Genomic DNA, 19774 nt, shown 5'->3' on the forward strand with positions numbered 1-19774 from the left:
ACGATTATTCGAAATTGAAGCTGACGTCAGAAGCCGTGTTTGGAGACGGATGCTGGAAAATACGCTCGTTCTGATGGTCAAAGTAAACTTTCCAGCTGTTTTTGATATTTTTGCACTGGAATAAGCCGTAGTATTTTTGCAGATTCGGTGTAGACAGCACCTCAGAGCCTTTATAAGGAATCAGCGGTGATGGATGGCTTTTAATTTGTACAAATTCACCGCCGTCACGCGCACAATAGGTGTTTGCGCGTTCCCACATAATGGTGCCTGCACCGTAAGATACGTTATTCATGGTGATGGTGCGCGGATTTTTATACTTGGCTTGGAAAAATTCCTGCACCGTCGGATACTGTTCAAAATCCTTATCTGTCAGCTGCCCCAAGGTATTCCATTTATCAATAGCTTTTGACAGCCATCCTTTTTTTGCTTCTTCTGCAGATGCGTAAGTACTGGCAATAATGCATGCTGCAGCTAAAAAGGTTTTAGTTTTCATTATATAACTCCAATTCAGGTGCAGAGCATGCTAAAGGCCATGCAGCGGCGATGCAACTTTGCGGGCGCTAATATGTATAATCAAATGTTAGAAAATGTTTAATTTTTAATAAAAATTTATAATATTTTGTTTTATTAATCTGCATTGAAAAATCAGCGCTTTAAGGCAAACATAAAAAAAGCCCTCAATTGAGGGCTTTATTTAGATATTAATTAATGTAGGAACCATGTGTAGTAGCCCCATAACATGAGTGGCCAAGCGAGGAAAGGGCTAAAAAGCCATTTCCAGAACCAATGGTGTGGCGTAAAACCCACACCATGCACAAAACCACCTGAAATACCTATCATGATGAACATCAGCGCTCGATGGCTATATCCACCATTGTCATCCAGCATGGCAGCAGGATGTACAAGTAACACGGCTGCCAAAGGAAAAGCTAACAGGCAGGAAATGACCATTGCAAATTTATTTGGCTTCTTTTCTACAAGTGATTTTTCTACAGCAGCATCAGTCATTTGTTATTCCTCATCTAGATCTTGATGATGTTCGATGTAAAGCGCACTAAGTACACCTGCAAAACATGCCATCAAAATACCGAGAATCCAAGCAAAATACCACATCGTCTTTTCTCCTTAGACACAGCCTTAGTATAGGCTGTGTGAATTCTCTTCAATATGTTTGTTTGTGACCACACCCCACATCTTGTAGTAACACCAAGTTGTGTAGCACAGGATAATTGGGACAAAAATACATGCGGCAACTGTCATCACAGTCAGGGTATTTTTACTTGATACCGCATCCCACATAGTCAAACTTACAGTTGGGTTGATGCTCGATGGCATAAGGAAAGGGAACAATGCAAAACCAGCGGTTAAGATTGCACCAATGACTGTCAAGCTTGAACCAAGGAAGCTGAAACCGGCTTTACCTTTACCTGCGGCAAGGATAATGATCAAAGCACCTAAAATTGCCATGATTGGCGCAATCATAGTAATTGGATAAATACTATAATTGTTCATCCAACCTGGATTGGCATTGGTGATCACTTCTTTAGCCAATGGGTTAGCAACGCCATTTGTGTCAAATGGTTGCGCTAATGTGTAGCCTTGGATATTACCGAAGTATAACCATGCGCCTGCAAGTAAGAAGCAAACCAAGAATACGATACCCATAAGTTGAGTCGCTTTTGCAGAGCGTGCACGTAGGTCGCCATCTGTACGAAGCATGAGCCATGCACCACCATGAGCGCAAAGCATAGATAAACTCACAATACCGCAAACTAAAGCGAATGGGTTAAGCAGCGCAAAGAAACTACCTGTATAAGTCGAGCGAACAGTTTCGTCCATAGTGAATGGAACACCGAGGAACATATTACCAAACGCAACACCAAATACGAGGGCAGGAACTGCACCACCAATTGCTAAACCCCAATCCCAAGAATTACGCCACTTGGTATTTTCAAGTTTAGAACGGTAATCAAAACCGACTGGACGTAAGAAGAGGGCGAAGAGTACCAGTAACAGCGCCCAATACATGCCTGAGAATGCAGTTGCATATACCATTGGCCATGCTGCAAACAGTGCACCACCGGCAGTAATAAACCAAACTTGGTTACCGTCCCAGTGTGGGGCAATCGTATTGATTGCCGCACGACGTTCTTCGTCTTTTTTACCTACGAATGGCATGATCGCCATTGAGCCCATATCGAAGCCATCGGTGAGGGCGAAGCCGATCAGTAGGACACCGACTAAAACCCACCAAATGATTTTGAGTAATTCATATTCGATCATGCTTGAGCCTCCTCATTTGCCTTTTTTGCAGCTTCAAGTTTCTCGAAGTGGTATTTACCAGTATGTAGAGAACTTGGGCCAAGGCGTGAGAATTTAATCATTAAGTACATTTCAATGATCAGCAGTACAGTGTAGAACGCTGCCAATGCAAGGATAGAACCCCATACATCACCTGTACTTAAGCTAGACGCTGAAAGATGTGTAGGTAGAACTTCACCGATAGTCCAAGGTTGACGACCAACTTCGGCAACATACCAACCTGTTTGTGCAGCAATCCAAGGTAATGGTAGAGCAAACAAAGCAAATTTTAATAACCAAGGTTTGTTTTCTGCATTACGTTTACCGACAGCAAAGGTAGCAAGTACGAACAGAAGGAGCATTAAGAAACCAGAAGCAACCATTGCACGGAATGCCCAGAACAAGCTTGGAACATGTGGAATAGTGTCTTTTGCAGCAGCTTTGATTTGATCATCAGAAGCATCGACAACTTTGTCTGTGTATTTTTTCAGAAGCAAACCATAACCCAAGTCTTTTTGAGACTCAGCAAATGCTGCTTTAAGTTCAGGAGAAGTATCGCCTGCACGAAGTTGTTCTAACTGTGAGTAAGCCACCATACCGTTACGAATACGTGCTTCGTGTTGAACGATTAGGTCTTTAATACCTGTTACTTCTTTGTCAGTTGAACGTGTTGCAATAATCCCCATGACATAAGGAATTTTGATCGCGTAGTCAGTAGACATGGTTTCTTTATTTGGAATACCAAACAAAGTAAATGGCGCTGGAGCTGGGTGAGTGTCCCATTCCGCTTCAATTGCAGCAAGTTTAGTTTTTTGTACATCACCAATTTCATAACCAGATTCATCACCTAGTAAGATCACTGAAAGTGTAGAAGCTAAACCAAAGATAGCAGCGATAGCGAATGAACGACGCGCAAATGGCAAGTCACGCTTTTTCAATAAGTAGTAACTTGAAATTGCCAGTACGAAAATAGCACCAGTCACATAACCTGCAGATACGGTATGTACGAATTTAACCTGAGCCACAGGGTTGAAAATCAATGCACCGAAGTCCACCATTTCCATACGCATAGTTTCATAGTTAAATGCGGAACCGACAGGGTTTTGCATCCAACCATTGGCCACTAAAATCCATAGTGCGGACATGTTCGAGCCAAGTGCAACCAACCAAGTGACAGCCAAATGCTGAACTTTAGATAGGCGATCCCAGCCGAAGAAGAATAAACCAATAAATGTTGATTCAAGGAAGAATGCCATCAGACCTTCAATGGCTAATGGTGCACCGAAAATATCACCGACATAGTGTGAGTAATACGCCCAGTTAGTACCGAACTGAAACTCCATGGTCAAACCAGTAGTAACACCTAAAGCGAAGTTAATACCGAAGAGTTTTCCCCAGAATTTAGTCATGTCTTTATAAATTTCTTTGCCAGAAATCACATAGGTGGTTTCCATAATGGCAAGAATAAAAGCCAGACCTAAAGTCAGTGGAACAAAAATAAAGTGATACATCGCGGTCATTGCAAATTGGAACCGCGAAAGATCGACCACGCTTTCAGAAATCATCAACGTGTCTCCTTGATTTGGGAAGGACTGCCAGCAATATGCTCGGCAACTTGATTGTCAAAGTTTTTAGGGATAGTAGGGGCGTCGAACCAGATGTTCTTAATGATCATTAAAATAATCACTTTAATTATTAGTATTGCGGTTATTTCTCTGACCACACGACGATTTAAATCTTTGAATTTTAAGCTCATGGAGATAAGCCTATTCTTTAAACTTGTACTATATTATTAACAAATATATACAAAAAGCAAATAGGTTGAACAGTTAAAATAAAAATATATTATTAAGTAATTTAAATACAATTACTTATATTACTTATTAGTTAAAAAATAAACTAATTTTTTATTTTAAATACTTGACTAAAACACTTGTGTTTAATTATTTTAAATCCGACTAAAACGCTTATATTTATGTTTTAAATTCTGACTAATTTACTATATTTACTAAAAGTTATATTGTTAATAATGAGAATCTTTATTGAATGAATAAGATTTGTATTTATTATTTTTAAGTTTGGCTAAATAAATCCGTTGTTGATGTGGTGCTAGTAAACGATCGTTATACGGATGATATTGAATAGGCGTGTCTAGTTTTTTTTAATTGTTTTTATAAACCACTGATAAATGATGAAATTAGCTTATTTTAGTTCTGAGACATTTTATTTGAGTAAAAAAAAGACATACCGGAGTATGTCTTTTGGGGGAGATATTGCAGCTTAGAAGTCGTAACGTAGACCAAGAGAAAGTGCAGTTGCATTTTCATCACCGATCCCTGAGATACCGTTACCGAAGCTACGACCTTCTTTCCAAGGATTGAGTTTAGAGTTTTTGTCGTTAAGCACAGTTGCTAAGTTGCCGTATACGCGTAATGTGCTATCCAACTTATGTTCTACACCCACACCGATCAAGCTTGCATTGGCATCATCAGCATCTACGTCACGGTAGAAGTATTCACCGCGTACTGAGGTTTTAGGCGTTACTTTATATTCGCCAGCTACACCGAAAACTTGCGCATCTGGGTTGGCTGTATCGTTGTCGTGTTTGGCAATTTGGTATAACGCACCCAAGTTAAATTCTTCAGTTAATTTATATGCACCGGCAATACGGAATGCATCACGACTTGCACCACCAGCTGCGTTTGCTGCATTTTCATCATACTTTTCGTAAGCTGCTGCAAAATCAATTGGACCTTCTTTATAGGTTAGAGCAAGGTCATAGGCTTTGTTGTCATCTTTGCCTTCACCATCTGTTTCACGGTCAATTTGTGTACCTGAATGCATCGACATTGCAGCTAATACATTGAAACCACCGCCAAATTTTGGCGATTTATATTCAATGGTGTTTTCATTACGTTCATCAAATTTTAAGTTGCCGACACGTGTTACGTTACGAACGTCACCAACCATGTCACCGAAGAAGTTCACAGGGCTACGTGCGACTTTAAATGGGCTGTCAAAACGACCTACACGTGCTTGACCATAAGTTGAACTTTTTAAACCCACGAATGTGTCACGTGTTGAAAAATCTATACCTTTGCTGTCTTGGCTACCGCTTGCAAAGTTTACTTCTTGCTCAATTTGAGCGAATACGTTGAGGTCATCATTAATTTTTTGATCTACTTTGAAGCCTAAGCGTGAAGCATTAGAAGAAAGACCAACTTCGTTGTAATCTTTACCATCATCTAGATAGTCAAGAGAGACATGTGCACGGCCATAAATTTTTACATCTGCAGCAGATGCCATCATTGGTGTAAGAATTGTTGCCCCGATTGCTAATGCACATAGAGTTTTTTTCATTTGAAGCTCCAGAAGACTTTTCCAGTCATATCAATATGTTTTATCAGTAGCTTGGCTAGAAGTAATTTCGCTATCTAATGGCGCTAAGTATTCATTACAAATAAGACAGTTCTATTAAGGAAATATTTCAAAACGGTGAAAGGTGACTTTTGGTTTAAATTGTTTTTATATTTATAAAAATGAATACTTATTAAGTGTTTATAGTTGAATTGAACATTAAGTTGTTTAAAGCTAAAAATAGTTAGCGTAATAGTGTAGATATAAAAAATGGAGCCGAAGCTCCATTGATCATCACTTTAAACTCAATTGAACTTAAAGTGCTGCTTTGATTTTTTCGCCAATGGCTTTGATTTTTTCCATGTCGCCCATTTGTGCGGCATGTTTACCTAATTCATGCACTGAAGTCGGAATTAGGTGGAAATGCACATGCGGAACAGTTTGACCCGCAGCAGCGCCAGACAACTGCATCAATACGATACCTTTCACGTCTAAGGCTTTTTCCATTGCTTTTGCAACTTTTTGAGCTACCTGAATGGTATAAGCAGCCGCTTCTGGATCTAAATCAAGCAGCGTAATAGCAGGGGTTTTAGGAATTACGAGCGTATGACCTTCGGCCTGTGGCATGACATCCATAAAAGCGAGTACTTGATCATCTTCATAGACTTTAAACGCAGGAAGTTCTCCGCGTAAAATCCGAGCAAAAATATTTTGATCATCATAAGTCATTGCTAAATTCCTTGAGCGAATTGAATCGTAATTATTTACAGTTCAATTCTTTCTGACGATCTTTGATCGCGTCAAGTCGTTGTTGCTCTTTTTCTGAAAATTTAGGCTTAGTTGTGTAGCAATTGTCATTGCCAAACTTCGCTTTAGCGTCAGGATCTTTAAAGCAGAAACCTTTCGATGCATAAATCACATCATGGTCATTTTTCAACTTTTGGCATTCTTGCTCAGATGCTAAAACAGCAGTAGAAGCCCCGATTAAAGTTACAGCACCTAGCAAAGTTGCGAGGGTAAATTTGTTCATGCGAGTTTCCTCTGTCATTTGTAACAATGTGTGTTATGACACTAGAGTACAATATGATGGTTATTTATCGTTATTCAATGGCGAGTTATTACTCAATTGTAATTTTACTCCATTTTTCATACATAATCATAGCGCTTGAAAAATCACTGTTTTCTTCAGCTTGATCGCTTGCTGCTTGGATTAAATTTTGCGTCAAAGAGAGCACAGGGGCTGAAAGTTTTGCTTGTCGTACCAGATCAACAGCAATTCCCGTATCTTTTGCAAGTAATGGAAGTGCAAAGGTTAATGGGAAGCTACGATTCAGTACGCGCTGCGGTAAAACAGTTTCAGTCACATTACTTTTACCGCTCGACGCATTAATACAATCGAGTGCTTCATGTAAGTCTACGCCATGCGCTTTTAAGGTGGTGAATCCTTCAGCAACTGCACAAAGATTTACAGCCATTAACATGTTGTTTACAGCTTTAACGGCAAAACCCGCACCCGGTTCACCCACATGTTTAATCAGTTTGCCAAATGTTTGGATCGCAGGTAATGCACGTTCAAAGGCTGCTGCGTCACCACCAATCATGACGGTTAATGTTCCCGTTTCAGCGCCAATGGTTTGTCCACTCACAGGGGCGTCTAAGAACGAAACGTTTTGTTGCTTTAAGGCTGAAGCGAGTTTTTTTGCAGATTCTGGCACACCGCTGGTACAGTCGACCCAAATCGAGCCTGATTTCAGCGTTACACTCGCAATTAAATTTTCAACATCTTGGCTGATGGGTAGGCAAGAAAAAATAATGTCCGCTTGTACTGCTTGTTCTAAAGCAACCGCTTGCGTACCAAATTCAGCAGCATGTTGCTCTGCCTTGGTAAAGTTTCGATTCCAGACATAAACCGTGTCGAACTGTTTTGGTAGGTGCGCTGCCATACGGGAACCCATTGCGCCCAATCCGATAAATGCAACTGACTGAATCATCTTTACTTTACCCTCTAAATTTTTATTTCAATAAACTGGATCTTTGTGTAAGCCACTGGGTCAAAGTTGGCCAAAATTGATTGGCACTTTTTTGACTCGACATCAGGCCGAGGTGACCACCGGGAATGAGAGTAAACGTGACATCTTGACTACTTGTCAATTCGCCTAAAGGACTTGCTGCATCTGCCGTAACGATTTGATCGGTAGAACCCGCGCCAATCAACAAAGAGCAGTGGATATTTTTTAATTGAATAACTTTATCTTTCAATTGAATAATGCCGTTTTTAAGTGGATTTTGTAGCCAAACATTGAACACCATGTCTTGGTTAATACCACCCGGATAGTCAATCATGTGATTGAGAAAATCGCCCATGGTTGCATGTTCATACAGGTCATGTAGATTGTCTAAGTTAGATAAAAATTGTTTTTGGCTTTTGAACCAACCCATTGGATCAACGATTTTAAATCCAATCGCATTGAGTACGCCCGGTGTATGGATAAAATGTTTAGGAATTTTCCCTGTGTAGACCTTTTCTTGTAAATTCTTACTACGTGAAAGCAAGCGATTGGTTTTTTGAAATAACTTTCCGATACGACCTGAAGCATAGCTATCAATCGGTGCGCCCATCACCATTAGATTTTTAACATGTTCAGGTTGGTGTAATGCGGTATATAGCGTTACAAAGACTCCAGCCATGCTCCAACCGTGTAGCGAGATGTATTGACTATCTGCATGCTCACAAATTTGATCAATACAATGTGGAATCACATCATCAATAAACGATAGAAAATTTAAGAAACGATCTTGATAGTTTAATTTTCCCCATTCCAACAAATAGACATCAAATCCACTATGTTGAAAATGTTTCACCAATGAGCGATATGGATACAAATCATAAATCGCCATATTGATGGCCAGTGGAGCAACAAACACTAAGGGTTCTTTGTATTTACGATCAGGCGAAGCGTAATACCGAACTTTTGCATGTTTATATTCAGTAATTACTTCATAGGGGGTTGATTGAGAAAGGACCAGCGATTTTGCATTAAACACACGTGTAGACAGGTGTTTAATTTTCTTTTGCTGCGCTAGAAATTTCTGTTTGAAAGGGTGCATAACTGTCAATTGCCTAAGTCCTTGTAGGATTGGTCGAAGTCTAAGCGATAATTTCGTATTTTACCTTGACCTTAAATAGCTTAGACGCTCAAAATATTGGCAATTCTTCACAAAGGCAGTTCTTCGCGACTGAGTAATACAGATGAGCCAACAAGACGACATCGAATACCAATTAGAGACTTTAGCGATTCGTACAGGTCATACTCGTACTTTTGAGGGTGAACATAGCGAGCCAATTTTCCTGACTTCATCATTTGTTTGTGAAAGTGCAGCAGATGCCGCAGCAAAATTTTCAGGTCAAATTGAAGGCAATACCTATTCACGTTATACCAACCCAACTGTACAAGCTTTCGAAAAACGTTTAGCTGTTTTGGATGGTGCTGAAGCCGCGGTTGCGACAAGTTCAGGTATGGCGGGCGTACACGCGATCACTTTGGCGTATTTGAAAGCTGGCGATCATGTGGTGTGTTCACGTGCTGTCTTTGGTTCGATCATTTCTCTGTTTGAAAAATATGTCATCAAATTTGGTGTTGACGTTACTTTTGTTGATTTGGAAGATTTAGATGCTTGGAAACAAGCGATTCGTCCAACTACACGCCTATTGTTTATTGAAACACCGTCAAACCCATTAGCTCAAGTAGGTGATTTACAAGCCATTGCTGATATTGCACATGCGCATGGGGCATTATTTGCAGTCGATAATACCTTCTGTACACCAGTGTTACAGCAACCGATTAAATTTGGTGCGGACCTCGTGATCTATTCATCAACAAAATATATTGATGGTCAAGGTCGTGCGCTCGGTGGTGCAGTTGTTGGTAGTGCAAAATTGATGGAAGAGATTACAGGTGTTATTCGTACACTGGGTAACTCGATGAGTCCATTCAATGCATGGATCTTCCTGAAAGGCCTAGAAACTTTAAGCTTACGTATGAAAGCCCACTGTGCAAGTGCTCAAACTTTAGCTGAATGGTTAGATTCACACCCGAAAGTTGAAAAAGTGTACTATGCGGGACTTCCAAATCACGAAGGTCATGAGTTGGCGAAAAAGCAACAAAAAGGCTTTGGCGGAGTTGTATCGTTTGTTGTGAAAGGCGAACGTGAAGGCGCTTGGACAGTGATTGATAATACTAAGTTCCTTTCTATTACAAGTAACTTGGGTGATGTAAAGTCAACAATTACCCATCCTGCAACGACTTCTCATGGCAGAATGTCAGCAGAAGCGAAAAAAGCAGCAGGGATTAGCGAAGGTTTAATTCGCGTATCTGTTGGTTTAGAAGATATTAATGATATTATTCGCGATCTTTCACGCGGTTTAGATCTTATCTAAAGTGAATTCATCAGTTTTGTTCGGAGATTTTTATGAACATTAATATGCTCATGCAGCAAGCTCAACGCATGCAAAAAGAAGTTGAGAGCAACATTAAAAAAGCCAAGGAAGAGCTTGCACAAGTTGAAGTTCACGCTGAAGCAGGTGGTGGTCTGGTTAAAGTTACTATGACTGCACGTCATGTAGTGAAACGTATCGAAATCAATCCTGAACTACTTCAAGATGATGCAGATATGATTGAAGACTTAATTGCAGCAGCAATGAATGATGCTTCACGTCAAGCTGAAGTAATTTCAGAAGAAAAACTGAAATCTGCAAACTCTGGTATGGGTCTTCCACCAGGTCTTTCAGGTTTATTCTAAGGAATACGTTGAATGTTTAGTGATCGTTTTGATCAACTTGTACAGGCATTGCGTATTTTGCCAAGCGTTGGGCCAAAGTCGGCTCAACGTATGGCACTGCACTTAATCATGAAAAATAGGGAAGGCGCTGTTGGTTTGGCACATGCCTTGACTGAAGCAACCAACTATATTCATGAATGTACAATTTGCCATTCATTGACTGAAGATGAAGTGTGCAACATATGCGTCTCGTCAGAACGTGATGATCAACTGCTTTGTGTGGTTGAATCTCCCGCAGATGTCATGGCAATCGAGCAAAGTGGCAGTTTTAGAGGGAAATATCATGTATTGGGTGGACATTTGTCGCCACTCGATGGTATTGGCCCAGACGAAATTGGTATCCCATATTTAATTCAACGATTAAGTGATGGTAAAGTGCAGGAAGTGATCTTGGCGACCAATGCAACGGTAGAAGGTCAAGCGACAGCACATTATTTGGTTGAAGCGACCAAGCATTTACCAATACAAATGACCCGTATTGCACAGGGTGTACCACAGGGTGGTGAGCTTGAATATGTGGATAGTCATACTTTAAGTCAGGCCGTGCATAACCGAATGCGAATGAAGTAACTATAGAGCGAAACTCGTTTCGCTTTGTATAAAATTCACCTAATTATTTATACTTAATAACGATTAAAGTTTTTGTTAATAATGAATAAAAAAGCCAAATAAAGAAAATAAGTCACTAAAATAACGTTTTTCCTTATAGATAAATAATATATATCAGTTAATATAAGCTCATAGAGCATCTAAAATTAGACTCAGCAACTTATGTATCAATTCATTCAAAATCAGCCAGATTTAAATTCTGTTTTAAATCTTATGGACCAAAGCTCGATTTACGGACTCGACACCGAGTTTATAAAAGTAGATACCCTGTGGCCCAAACTTGGACTTTTCCAAATTAATGTACAAAATCAGGTGTATTTACTTGATGGTACAACCCTCGATTTAAGCCAATTCTGGCAAAAATTATTTGCGGCTCAGCAAAACATTTTTCATGCTTGTAGTGAAGATATCGACCTGATTTATCACTATGCACAGCATAAGTCTTTAGAAAATGTCTTTGATACACAAGTTGGGATGTCATTTTTAGGGCATGGCTTACAAGTCAGCTATCAAAATGCCTTAAAAACTATGCTCGATGTAGATATAGATAAAGATCAGACACGTTCAGATTGGTTGGCTCGTCCACTCAGTGCCGAGCAATTGAACTATGCAGCGAATGATGTACATTATTTAATGAATTTAAGCCAAACGATTCAAAATGAGTTGGCTGCGAAAAGTTTATTAAATTGTGTGCTTGAGGACTGCAAAAATTTAACTTATGAAATTGGCACTGAAACGCCGATCCATTTGCTGTATCACGATATTGGTAATTATCGACATTCACGTCGTCAGCTCATGCAAATTCAGCAATTGGCCGTTTGGCGTGAGCAAATGGTGAAAGCCTTAAATCAGCCACGTAGCTTTATTCTTAAAAACTCAACCATCATTGATATGGTAGAAAAGAATCCAAAAAATAATTTTCAATTGAGTGCGGTGAAAGACATTCGTCCGAACATTGTGCGTGAGCATGGTAAAATTATTTTAGATTTGTTGAAGTTTTTACCTGAACAAGCTGAATGGCCGCTGCGTATGGCACGTCCAATTCGTCACTCTTCTCAGGATATTGGTTCACGCGTCGATACCGTTATTCAGCGTGCAGTACAAGAAACCTCTGTGCCTAAAGAAGTTTTAATGCGCAAAAAATGGTTAAATGCTTTGTATCAGCATGTGGTTTTTCATAATGATGAACAAGATTTACCGAGTTATTTGTTGGGCTGGCGCTATGATTTGCTGACGAAGCCTTTAATTGAAGTGCTGCATGCCGATGAAAGCTATCTTTCTGGTCAAATGAAAGTGATGGAATAAGTTCTGATTGATTAAAGAACTATCACTTATACAAATTCACGACTGATGCGTTAATAAACACTAATGTATCAGTCTTTTTTTTGATGTATCCTTTGCCTTGCGTTTAATGAGTATTGATTCAATTATGTACTGTTCTATCTACAAATCGAGCAAAAAAGATGAAATGTATCTTTATATTGCCCGTCCTGAAGTTAATGAAAACGAAACTGAAGCGACTGATCCGCTTGCAGTAATGCCTGATGCTTTACGTACAGCATTTGGTCGTGCCACATTTGTCATGGATCTAGAACTCAGTGAATCACGCAAACTTGCACGTGTGAACGTATTGCATGTACTAGATTCAATTGAAACAAAAGGGTTCTTTATTCAAATGCCTCCAGAAGGTTTAATTGACCCAAATGCAGTTGAGCCAGAAGGCTTGCGCGGCGCTTAAGTTAATTCAGGAGTTGTGAAAATGAATGGTGTAGTATCGGTATTGGACTCAATTCCTGAAAGCAGTATTGCAATTACGGTTTACCTAGGTGGGGCTGTAATTGCTTTGTTGTGTTGGTATGGGCTGATGAAGCGCTTACCCAAAACGATCGGTGCCATTGGTTGGCTTATCGTATTTGCTATTTTATTAACACCAACCGTTTCTGAAGGTTCAAATGCAGCAATCGCACCTGCGATTTTTGGTTTGATTTTTGGTGTATTAACAAAAGATCAGCCATTGGTTTGGTTGAATCTATCGTTGATTCTCTTTGTGGTGGGTATTGGTTTAGTCCTCGGTTATTTTTGGACCAAATACAATGCAGCGAAACCACAGCACGTTGTAAACAAGAAAATTTCACCGCTTTAAATAAAAAAATAAGGTTATGTCATGTCTGTTGAAACTCAACAATTTACTGGTACAGATCAATATATTGCGACCGATAGCTTAAAACTTGCAGTAAAAGCTGCACGTTCATTGCAAAAGCCACTTTTGGTTAAAGGTGAGCCGGGGACAGGTAAAACACTTTTAGCCGAACAAGTGGCTGAAAGTTTAGGCCTTAAGCTCATTACTTGGCATATCAAATCGACGACCAAGGCTCAACAAGGTTTGTACGAGTACGACGCCGTATCTCGTCTGCGTGATAGTCAGTTGGGCGATGACCGTGTTTATGACATCAAAAACTATATTAAGCCGGGTAAACTTTGGGAAGCGTTTACCAGTGAAGAACGTTGTGTGCTTCTAATTGACGAGATTGATAAAGCAGATATCGAATTCCCTAATGATTTGCTGCATGAACTCGATAAAATGTCATTCTTTGTGTATGAGACGGGTGAAACGATTACGGCAACACAACGTCCAATCGTGATCATTACTTCAAATAATGAAAAAGAACTTCCAGATGCCTTCTTGCGTCGTTGTTTCTTTCATTATATTGAATTCCCTGACGAAGCAACCATGCGTGAAATCATCGATGTACATTTTGAAAATATTTCAAATACCTTGGTCTCTGAAGCACTACAAATTTTCTTTAAATTACGTCAAATTCCGGGTTTAAAGAAACCGCCTTCAACCTCTGAGTTGATTGATTGGTTGAGTTTGCTGATGGTGGATGATATGCCAGAAGATATTTTACGCAACACAGATAAATCGAAATCAATTCCACCACTTTATGGTGCCTTGATTAAGAACGAACAAGATGTGCAATTGCTTGAACGTTTAGCATTTATGTCACGTCGTTAATTGATATCAATTCTTTAAAAGATTTAAAAGCCGGTTATCCGGCTTTTATTTTGAGTATTAAAAAATATAAAGGTGAATTATGCAGACAAGCGCTTACGTTTCTTGTGTACATATAGGCGTACGTAGGAGGTTTAAGTTGGCAGCACTCTTGTTGGCTGCGAGCTTGTATTTATCTAGTTATAGCTATGCGATGGATGATGCTCAGTTTGAACAGCAGCATCAACAGCTACTCCAAGATGCGTATTGGGCGCAAGTTGCAGAACATCAACTTAAAGAAAAGCTCATTGATCAATCAGATCATCTCGCAGCTCAAACGACCATTCAACAAAAGGCCTGTGCTGCAACTGTACTCGAGCTGAAATACTATGATTTTGTGATCTTGAACCTAAGCGATTTTAACCGCTATAGAAACCATCAAGGTTTTCATAAAATCGTATCCATTGAAAAGTTGCAGCAGGATCGTCTCGATGTTCAGCGCAAATATGAAACTCTTAAAAAATCACTTAAAGAAAGAAATGCGACTTGCGAATAAATCATGCCGTTTGTGTTTCTTTGGGTAGGTAGGGCAACGTATATGAACACACAGTAAAAGCTTTTGGCTTTACTTGTAGGGATCAATTTTTCATAATGGTGGATGTAAAGGCAAGACTCAGTTGCAGATGAAATAACAAGATCACATGCATTCACACTGGATTTGACCTCCTCATATTTAATTTTTTATTGGATTTTATTCGCCTATGTTTGTGCGATTGTTTTATACCCTTCGAAAATACGGTGTTCCTGTTTCAACTCGTGAATTGATTGACTTGAACCAAGCAGTGGCAGCAGGGCTGGTCTTTGCAGATCAAAATGAATTTTATCAGCTTGCAAAAACCGTCATGGTCAAAGATGAACGTTACTTTGATAAGTTCGACCGTGCAATGAAGGACTATTTTGACGGTATTGCTACCTTTGATTTGGATGAGCTATTAAATCAGGTACATAAACTGCCAAAGGATTGGTTTGACCTTGAGCTCATCGAAAAGCATCTAACACCAGAACAACGAGAAGAATTAAAAAAAGCTGGTTCCTTAGAAGAACTGATGAAAATGCTCGAAGAGCGTTTGCGCGAGCAGCATAAAAAGCATCAGGGTGGTAATCGGATGATTGGGACGGGTGGTACGTCGCCGTTTGGTGCCTATGGCGACCATCCTGAAGGCGTGCGTATTGGTGGGCCTGGTCGTAAACGATCTGCGGTGAAAGTGTGGGAACAACGTCAATACCGAAACCTAGATGATGAGCAGATTCTCGGCAGTCGTCAGATGCAGATGGCTTTGCGTCGTTTGCGTAAATTTGCCCGTCAAGGTGCAGCAGAAGAGCTGGATATCGACGGAACCATTCGTGAAACTGCCAAACAGGGTATTTTGGATGTGCAGTTGGTTCCAGAACGACGTAACCGTATTAAAGTCTTGATGCTTTTTGATGTTGGGGGCTCGATGGATTCACATATTGCCCAATGTGAGAAGCTCTTTACCGCTGCAAAAACTGAATTTAAAACCTTAGAGTATTTCTATTTTCATAACTGTTTATATGACTATGTGTGGAAAGATAATATTCGCCGTTCAAGCACGCGTATGAATACATGGGATCTATTCAATACCTATGGGCGAGATTACCGCGTCATCGTGGTCGGTGATGCGAGTATGGCACCGTATGAATTGAACTCTGTAGGTGGTTCTGTGGAGTATATGAATGATGAAGCGGGTCAGGTGTGGTTACAGCGCTTACGCAATCATTTTGATAAAACAGCATGGTTAAACCCAGAAGAAGAAAGTTATTGGCATTACACTCAAACCATAGCTGTGATTAAACAAATCTTTGAAGATCATATGTTCCCGATGACCCTCAAAGGTGTGGAAGATATGACGAAATATTTAGCGCGCTAAAGCTTTAAAAACGCTACTTTTTCTTATCAATGATGTTTATATTACTTACTCCAATTTTGCATTGTTTCTTATTTTCAAAATTGGATAGTATTTAAAAGTCTTTGTTTTGCATACAACATGAAGGAAATATGATGGATCATCAAATTAATGGTATCGCATTACCTAATGAAGAAGGTTTCTTCGGTGAATACGGTGGGCAGTTCATTCCACCAGATTTAAAACAGGCAATGGATGACATTAATGTTGCTTATGAGCAAATTCGTCATACAGAAGAATTTCAAAATGAATTGAAAGAGTTGTTTGCACACTATGTTGGACGTCCAAGCCCATTGTTTTATGCGAAGCGCTTGTCTGACAAATTAGGTGGTGCACAAATCTACCTCAAGCGTGAAGACCTCAACCATACTGGCGCGCATAAAATTAACCACTGCCTTGGCGAAGCCTTATTAGCAAAATACATGGGTAAAACCAAAGTGATTGCTGAAACCGGCGCAGGTCAGCATGGTGTAGCATTGGCAACGGCTTGTGCCTTAGTGGGCATTCCATGTGAAATTCACATGGGGCAAGTGGATATTGAAAAAGAACATCCAAACGTGGTGAAAATGAAGATTTTAGGTGCCAACCTTATCTCTGTTACACGTGGTACAGCTACGCTTAAAGATGCAGTAGATAGCGCTTTTGAAGAATATTTAAAAGATCCAACCAATTTTATTTATGCGATTGGTTCAGTGGTTGGCCCACATCCATTCCCGAAAATGGTTCGTGACTTCCAGTCAATTATTGGAGATGAAATTAAAGTTCAAGCCAATGATCGATTTGGTGCAAATCCTGACTATGTGGTTGCATGTGTGGGCGGTGGATCCAATGCCGTTGGTGCATTTACAGCATTCCTGAATGACTCCGATGTAAAACTTGTTGGCGTAGAACCTGCAGGTCATGGTTTAGATACCAATATGCACTCTGCGACGTTGACATTGGGTAAGCCAAGTCAAATTCATGGCATGGCATGTTATGTCCTTGAGGATGAACAGGGTGAACCATTACCAGTGCATTCAATTGCATCAGGTTTGGACTATCCAGGGGTGGGGCCACAACATAGTTTGTTAAAAGACCTAGGCCGTGTTGAATATACAACAGCGACAGACCAAGAGTGTTTAGATGCATTCATGACGCTTTCACGTGTGGAAGGTATTGTTCCTGCACTAGAAAGTTCACATGCGGTTGCGTGGGCAATTCGTGAAGCGCCAAATCTTGCCAAAGATGTGAAGATTGTCGTTAACGTTTCAGGCCGTGGCGATAAAGACTCAGACTATGTGGCTGAAAAATTAGGTTTAAATTAATTACTGCCATTAAAAAAGACTAAGTTGCTCATCATCTGTTGATGATGCAAAAATCTTTTGCAGTTGTATAGCCCGATCTATATTCGAAGTATCCCAGGTTTTTAACTGGGATATTTTTTTTGACGTAATTTTTATAAAAAATATGGTCAAAGCTTGATGAAATTGAAATTAACTCAGGATGTAGTGCATAAATAATTGCCTTTGCATCTAAAATTTCAGCGATAGAAGATGCAATCTCTAAATTAATCGTGCGTCGGTAGTTTTGCAACACCTCATCGTCTTTCATCGAAAACATTAAGCGTTATAGTTCTAAAATGATGGCATCTAGTTGGTCTAATTTATCTAAAGCGGGTTTCAACATAAGAAAGGAAATTGAGAAAAGTAATTAATTTGTAATGTGTATGTCATTACAAACTGTGAGTTATATAAAATTATTGATATTTAGAATTCCCCCTTAAAGTTTATCAAGGGGGATTTTTGAGTTTAGCCTGAAATATATTGTTGAAGTTGTTCGATCAGTTTTCGTTGATCATCCATTGCTGCTTTTACAAGGTCACCGATGGAGATTAAGCCAGTCAATTTCTGTTCCTCAACGACAGGTAAATGACGTAAATGGCGATCTGTCATGAGTTCTAAACATTCTTCGACAGTCGCTGCACTTGTGACAGTGATAACACTTCCCGTCATAATCTCGCTGACAGAGGTATCGAAAGAGGTTCTTTCCATCAGGGCGATTTTACGTGTGTAATCACGCTCAGACAAAATCCCAACAACTGTGCCTTCATGGGTCACAACGAGGGCACCAATGCCTTTTTGTGCCATCAGGGAAATGGCTTCGAGTACAGTCGCATCTGGGGTGATGGTGTAGATTTCTTGATAAGCTTTGTCTTTAAGTACTTGGGCAACTGTAGTCATATTTTCATTCCTTTATAGTAGTTTTTGTTTAATTTAAATTAGCGCGAAATTTGAAAAAAGCAAATACTTTTCAGTGCATGTTGGGGTCAAACATGCACTGAGGGTTTTATGCCATTTGAATCTTATTTTGGTTAAAAAAGAATAAACGCATTTGCGAGGTTGTGAGCTTGAGACGGATGTGGCTAGAGCTATGCAACGCAGGGATAACTTTAAGACGTGTTAATGTCGGTAATAGCGATGCCTCAAAATCCTCTGGTGTAATGCGTCGTGGAGTGTAGTTGGGCCAATGCTTTTTGGCATATTTATGCGCTTGAATGCCATTTAGCCAAAACGGGAAGATAATATGATCTTGATCGCTGGTCATTGCCCAACCTTGTTGGTGGTAGAGACCCCAAAGGACTCCACAGTACATCATGGTTTTTAAAATACTAATTTTGAAAAATAAATCTTTTGGAATAGGTTTATATTGCTTTAATTTAGACATCATATGCAGCGTGTTGTTGATGTTGCTCCTATTGTAGGAAATTCTTATGAAAAAGCTGTGTAAGCTTTGAACTTGATTGTAAGAATTTATGTAGTTAAAAGTTGAAGGGTGTAAAAAACGCCACCTTAGTGACGTTTTGTTATGCTTGCAAAGTGGCCATGTTCTGCCAATATTGCGCTTTGAGTGAGTCACGTTCTACGCGGAAGCCTTGATAATAAAGTTCAGCCAAAAATAACGCTGCTTTACCATGTCCAGCACGAGCTGCATCTTCCAATTCGTGAACTGCATCGCTGAAGTTCATTTGAGACTGAATTGTGTTCACCGCATTTGCGTATACATGTTCGAGTTCATGTTGAGAGAATTGTTGAATCATATTTAACTCCTTATTCTAATTATGATCATTAAGGGCCCATTCTTTAGCCCTATTAACTAATATAACTAAGTATTGTTAAACTAATATTACAATTATCTTGAATTGTCAACTATTCACGTAAATATTTCTAATTTGCTATAGTTTACATGATTAAACAATGAACAATTGTTTTCATGAGTAAAATACTAACATAAGAAGTTGTAGATAATAAGGAGAAGTAAAATGACAAAAGTTTTAGACGGTTTAACTTTAGATTATCCTCCGACATTAGCGCAAATTGTGGAATTGGCACATCTACATCGTCGCAATCTTGATGACGCAATTTTTCATCAGGAGATTCATTTAGGGGATTTTGGTTTGGCACAGCGCAAACGTGTATATGATTTCACACGGGATTTAGATAAGGGACAGCGCTTAGAATTTTACAATGCATACAATGGTGAATTACTCAAAATCGCCGATGATGATGATTTACATCCTGCGCATGCAGAGGGTGGAATGAGTATTTTTGCAGTATTTATCGTTTTGGCGATTATTGCATTGATACTTTATTTTGCGGTGATACGTACCATTATTCATTAAATTGTTTAGCTAACTCACAGACTGAAACAGGGG

At 39.6% G+C, this 19774-nt stretch carries 26 protein-coding genes; 11 read left to right on the top strand and 15 right to left on the bottom strand.

The window, feature by feature from the left end:
- Positions 1 to 4 precede the first annotated feature (4 nt).
- From FTU65_RS11525 to FTU65_RS11575, 11 genes are all read right to left on the bottom strand, one after another.
- A complete protein-coding gene (locus FTU65_RS11525; RefSeq protein ID WP_180022130.1) occupies positions 5 to 493 on the bottom strand; it encodes a hypothetical protein in 489 nt (162 codons plus the stop codon).
- Positions 494 to 705: 212 nt separating this feature from the next.
- Positions 706 to 1008: a cyd operon YbgE family protein gene (locus FTU65_RS11530; protein WP_078188516.1), complete on the bottom strand. Its 303-nt coding sequence runs from the start codon at positions 1006 to 1008 to the stop codon at positions 706 to 708.
- A gap of 3 nt (positions 1009 to 1011) precedes the next feature.
- Positions 1012 to 1113: a cytochrome bd-I oxidase subunit CydX gene (gene cydX, locus FTU65_RS11535; RefSeq protein ID WP_002120988.1), complete on the bottom strand. Its 102-nt coding sequence runs from the start codon at positions 1111 to 1113 to the stop codon at positions 1012 to 1014.
- A 24-nt stretch (positions 1114 to 1137) separates the two neighbouring features.
- Positions 1138 to 2283: a cytochrome d ubiquinol oxidase subunit II gene (cydB, locus tag FTU65_RS11540; protein WP_180005097.1), complete on the bottom strand. Its 1146-nt coding sequence runs from the start codon at positions 2281 to 2283 to the stop codon at positions 1138 to 1140.
- Positions 2280 to 3866, bottom strand: coding sequence for a cytochrome ubiquinol oxidase subunit I (locus tag FTU65_RS11545; RefSeq protein WP_168378621.1), 1587 nt, complete (start codon positions 3864 to 3866; stop codon positions 2280 to 2282). The genes cydB and FTU65_RS11545 overlap by 4 nt, the downstream gene beginning before the upstream one ends.
- Positions 3866 to 4057: a cytochrome oxidase putative small subunit CydP gene (gene cydP, locus FTU65_RS11550; RefSeq protein ID WP_078188513.1), complete on the bottom strand. Its 192-nt coding sequence runs from the start codon at positions 4055 to 4057 to the stop codon at positions 3866 to 3868. Before cydP ends, FTU65_RS11545 begins: the two co-directional genes overlap by 1 nt.
- A 524-nt stretch (positions 4058 to 4581) precedes the next feature.
- Positions 4582 to 5661, bottom strand: coding sequence for a porin (locus tag FTU65_RS11555; RefSeq protein ID WP_180065582.1), 1080 nt, complete (start codon positions 5659 to 5661; stop codon positions 4582 to 4584).
- A gap of 312 nt (positions 5662 to 5973) precedes the next feature.
- Positions 5974 to 6387, bottom strand: coding sequence for an HIT family protein (locus tag FTU65_RS11560; protein WP_078188511.1), 414 nt, complete (start codon positions 6385 to 6387; stop codon positions 5974 to 5976).
- 31 nt (positions 6388 to 6418) lie between these two features.
- Complete coding sequence (locus FTU65_RS11565; RefSeq protein WP_078188510.1) at positions 6419 to 6688, bottom strand: YARHG domain-containing protein; 270 nt, start codon at positions 6686 to 6688, stop codon at positions 6419 to 6421.
- Positions 6689 to 6776: 88 nt separating this feature from the next.
- Complete coding sequence (locus FTU65_RS11570) at positions 6777 to 7649, bottom strand: NAD(P)-dependent oxidoreductase (protein WP_180011254.1); 873 nt, start codon at positions 7647 to 7649, stop codon at positions 6777 to 6779.
- A gap of 22 nt (positions 7650 to 7671) precedes the next feature.
- Complete coding sequence (locus FTU65_RS11575; protein ID WP_180011252.1) at positions 7672 to 8766, bottom strand: alpha/beta fold hydrolase; 1095 nt, start codon at positions 8764 to 8766, stop codon at positions 7672 to 7674.
- A gap of 142 nt (positions 8767 to 8908) precedes the next feature.
- Here FTU65_RS11575 and FTU65_RS11580 point away from each other — a divergent pair, with 142 nt between their 5' ends.
- The 10 genes from FTU65_RS11580 (at position 8909) to trpB (ending at position 17387) form a co-directional block, all read left to right on the top strand.
- On the top strand, positions 8909 to 10096 hold the full coding sequence (locus tag FTU65_RS11580) for an O-succinylhomoserine sulfhydrylase (protein WP_180005091.1): 1188 nt from the start codon (positions 8909 to 8911) through the stop codon (positions 10094 to 10096).
- Positions 10097 to 10128: 32 nt separating this feature from the next.
- On the top strand, positions 10129 to 10458 hold the full coding sequence (locus tag FTU65_RS11585) for a YbaB/EbfC family nucleoid-associated protein (RefSeq protein WP_078188506.1): 330 nt from the start codon (positions 10129 to 10131) through the stop codon (positions 10456 to 10458).
- Between the two features lie 12 nt (positions 10459 to 10470).
- Positions 10471 to 11067: a recombination mediator RecR gene (recR, locus tag FTU65_RS11590; RefSeq protein ID WP_180005090.1), complete on the top strand. Its 597-nt coding sequence runs from the start codon at positions 10471 to 10473 to the stop codon at positions 11065 to 11067.
- 201 nt (positions 11068 to 11268) lie between these two features.
- Positions 11269 to 12411, top strand: a complete 1143-nt coding sequence (locus FTU65_RS11595) for an HRDC domain-containing protein (RefSeq protein WP_180065584.1) — start codon at positions 11269 to 11271, stop codon at positions 12409 to 12411.
- Positions 12412 to 12535: 124 nt separating this feature from the next.
- The gene (locus tag FTU65_RS11600; RefSeq protein WP_078188503.1) at positions 12536 to 12844 is read left to right on the top strand and encodes a YcgL domain-containing protein; all 309 of its coding nucleotides are present in this window, start codon (positions 12536 to 12538) and stop codon (positions 12842 to 12844) included.
- 21 nt (positions 12845 to 12865) lie between these two features.
- On the top strand, positions 12866 to 13249 hold the full coding sequence (locus FTU65_RS11605; RefSeq protein WP_078193907.1) for a hypothetical protein: 384 nt from the start codon (positions 12866 to 12868) through the stop codon (positions 13247 to 13249).
- Between the two features lie 21 nt (positions 13250 to 13270).
- A complete protein-coding gene (locus FTU65_RS11610) occupies positions 13271 to 14122 on the top strand; it encodes a MoxR family ATPase (protein ID WP_180065586.1) in 852 nt (283 codons plus the stop codon).
- Between the two features lie 136 nt (positions 14123 to 14258).
- Complete coding sequence (locus FTU65_RS11615) at positions 14259 to 14654, top strand: hypothetical protein (RefSeq protein WP_180065588.1); 396 nt, start codon at positions 14259 to 14261, stop codon at positions 14652 to 14654.
- Between the two features lie 205 nt (positions 14655 to 14859).
- On the top strand, positions 14860 to 16047 hold the full coding sequence (locus FTU65_RS11620) for a VWA domain-containing protein (protein WP_180065590.1): 1188 nt from the start codon (positions 14860 to 14862) through the stop codon (positions 16045 to 16047).
- Between the two features lie 131 nt (positions 16048 to 16178).
- Entirely contained in the window at positions 16179 to 17387 is a 1209-nt protein-coding gene (gene trpB / locus FTU65_RS11625; RefSeq protein WP_078188498.1) for a tryptophan synthase subunit beta, read from the top strand.
- Positions 17388 to 17418: 31 nt separating this feature from the next.
- On the opposite strand, the gene FTU65_RS11630 is transcribed toward trpB, so the two are convergent.
- The 4 genes from FTU65_RS11630 to FTU65_RS11645 all read right to left on the bottom strand — a co-directional run bounded on the left by FTU65_RS11630 (position 17419) and on the right by FTU65_RS11645 (position 19159).
- The gene (locus FTU65_RS11630; RefSeq protein ID WP_180065592.1) at positions 17419 to 17673 is read right to left on the bottom strand and encodes a hypothetical protein; all 255 of its coding nucleotides are present in this window, start codon (positions 17671 to 17673) and stop codon (positions 17419 to 17421) included.
- Between the two features lie 197 nt (positions 17674 to 17870).
- Entirely contained in the window at positions 17871 to 18302 is a 432-nt protein-coding gene (locus FTU65_RS11635) for a CBS domain-containing protein (protein ID WP_078193901.1), read from the bottom strand.
- 106 nt (positions 18303 to 18408) lie between these two features.
- Positions 18409 to 18786, bottom strand: coding sequence for a DUF2750 domain-containing protein (locus FTU65_RS11640; RefSeq protein WP_180065594.1), 378 nt, complete (start codon positions 18784 to 18786; stop codon positions 18409 to 18411).
- 139 nt (positions 18787 to 18925) lie between these two features.
- Entirely contained in the window at positions 18926 to 19159 is a 234-nt protein-coding gene (locus tag FTU65_RS11645; protein WP_078188494.1) for a hypothetical protein, read from the bottom strand.
- Between the two features lie 222 nt (positions 19160 to 19381).
- Here FTU65_RS11645 and FTU65_RS11650 point away from each other — a divergent pair, with 222 nt between their 5' ends.
- Positions 19382 to 19741: a hypothetical protein gene (locus FTU65_RS11650; protein ID WP_078188493.1), complete on the top strand. Its 360-nt coding sequence runs from the start codon at positions 19382 to 19384 to the stop codon at positions 19739 to 19741.
- Positions 19742 to 19774: the final 33 nt, after the last annotated feature.

This window comes from Acinetobacter sp. YH12129 (genome assembly GCF_013418685.1).
Classification (GTDB): Bacteria; Pseudomonadota; Gammaproteobacteria; order Pseudomonadales; family Moraxellaceae; genus Acinetobacter; species Acinetobacter amyesii.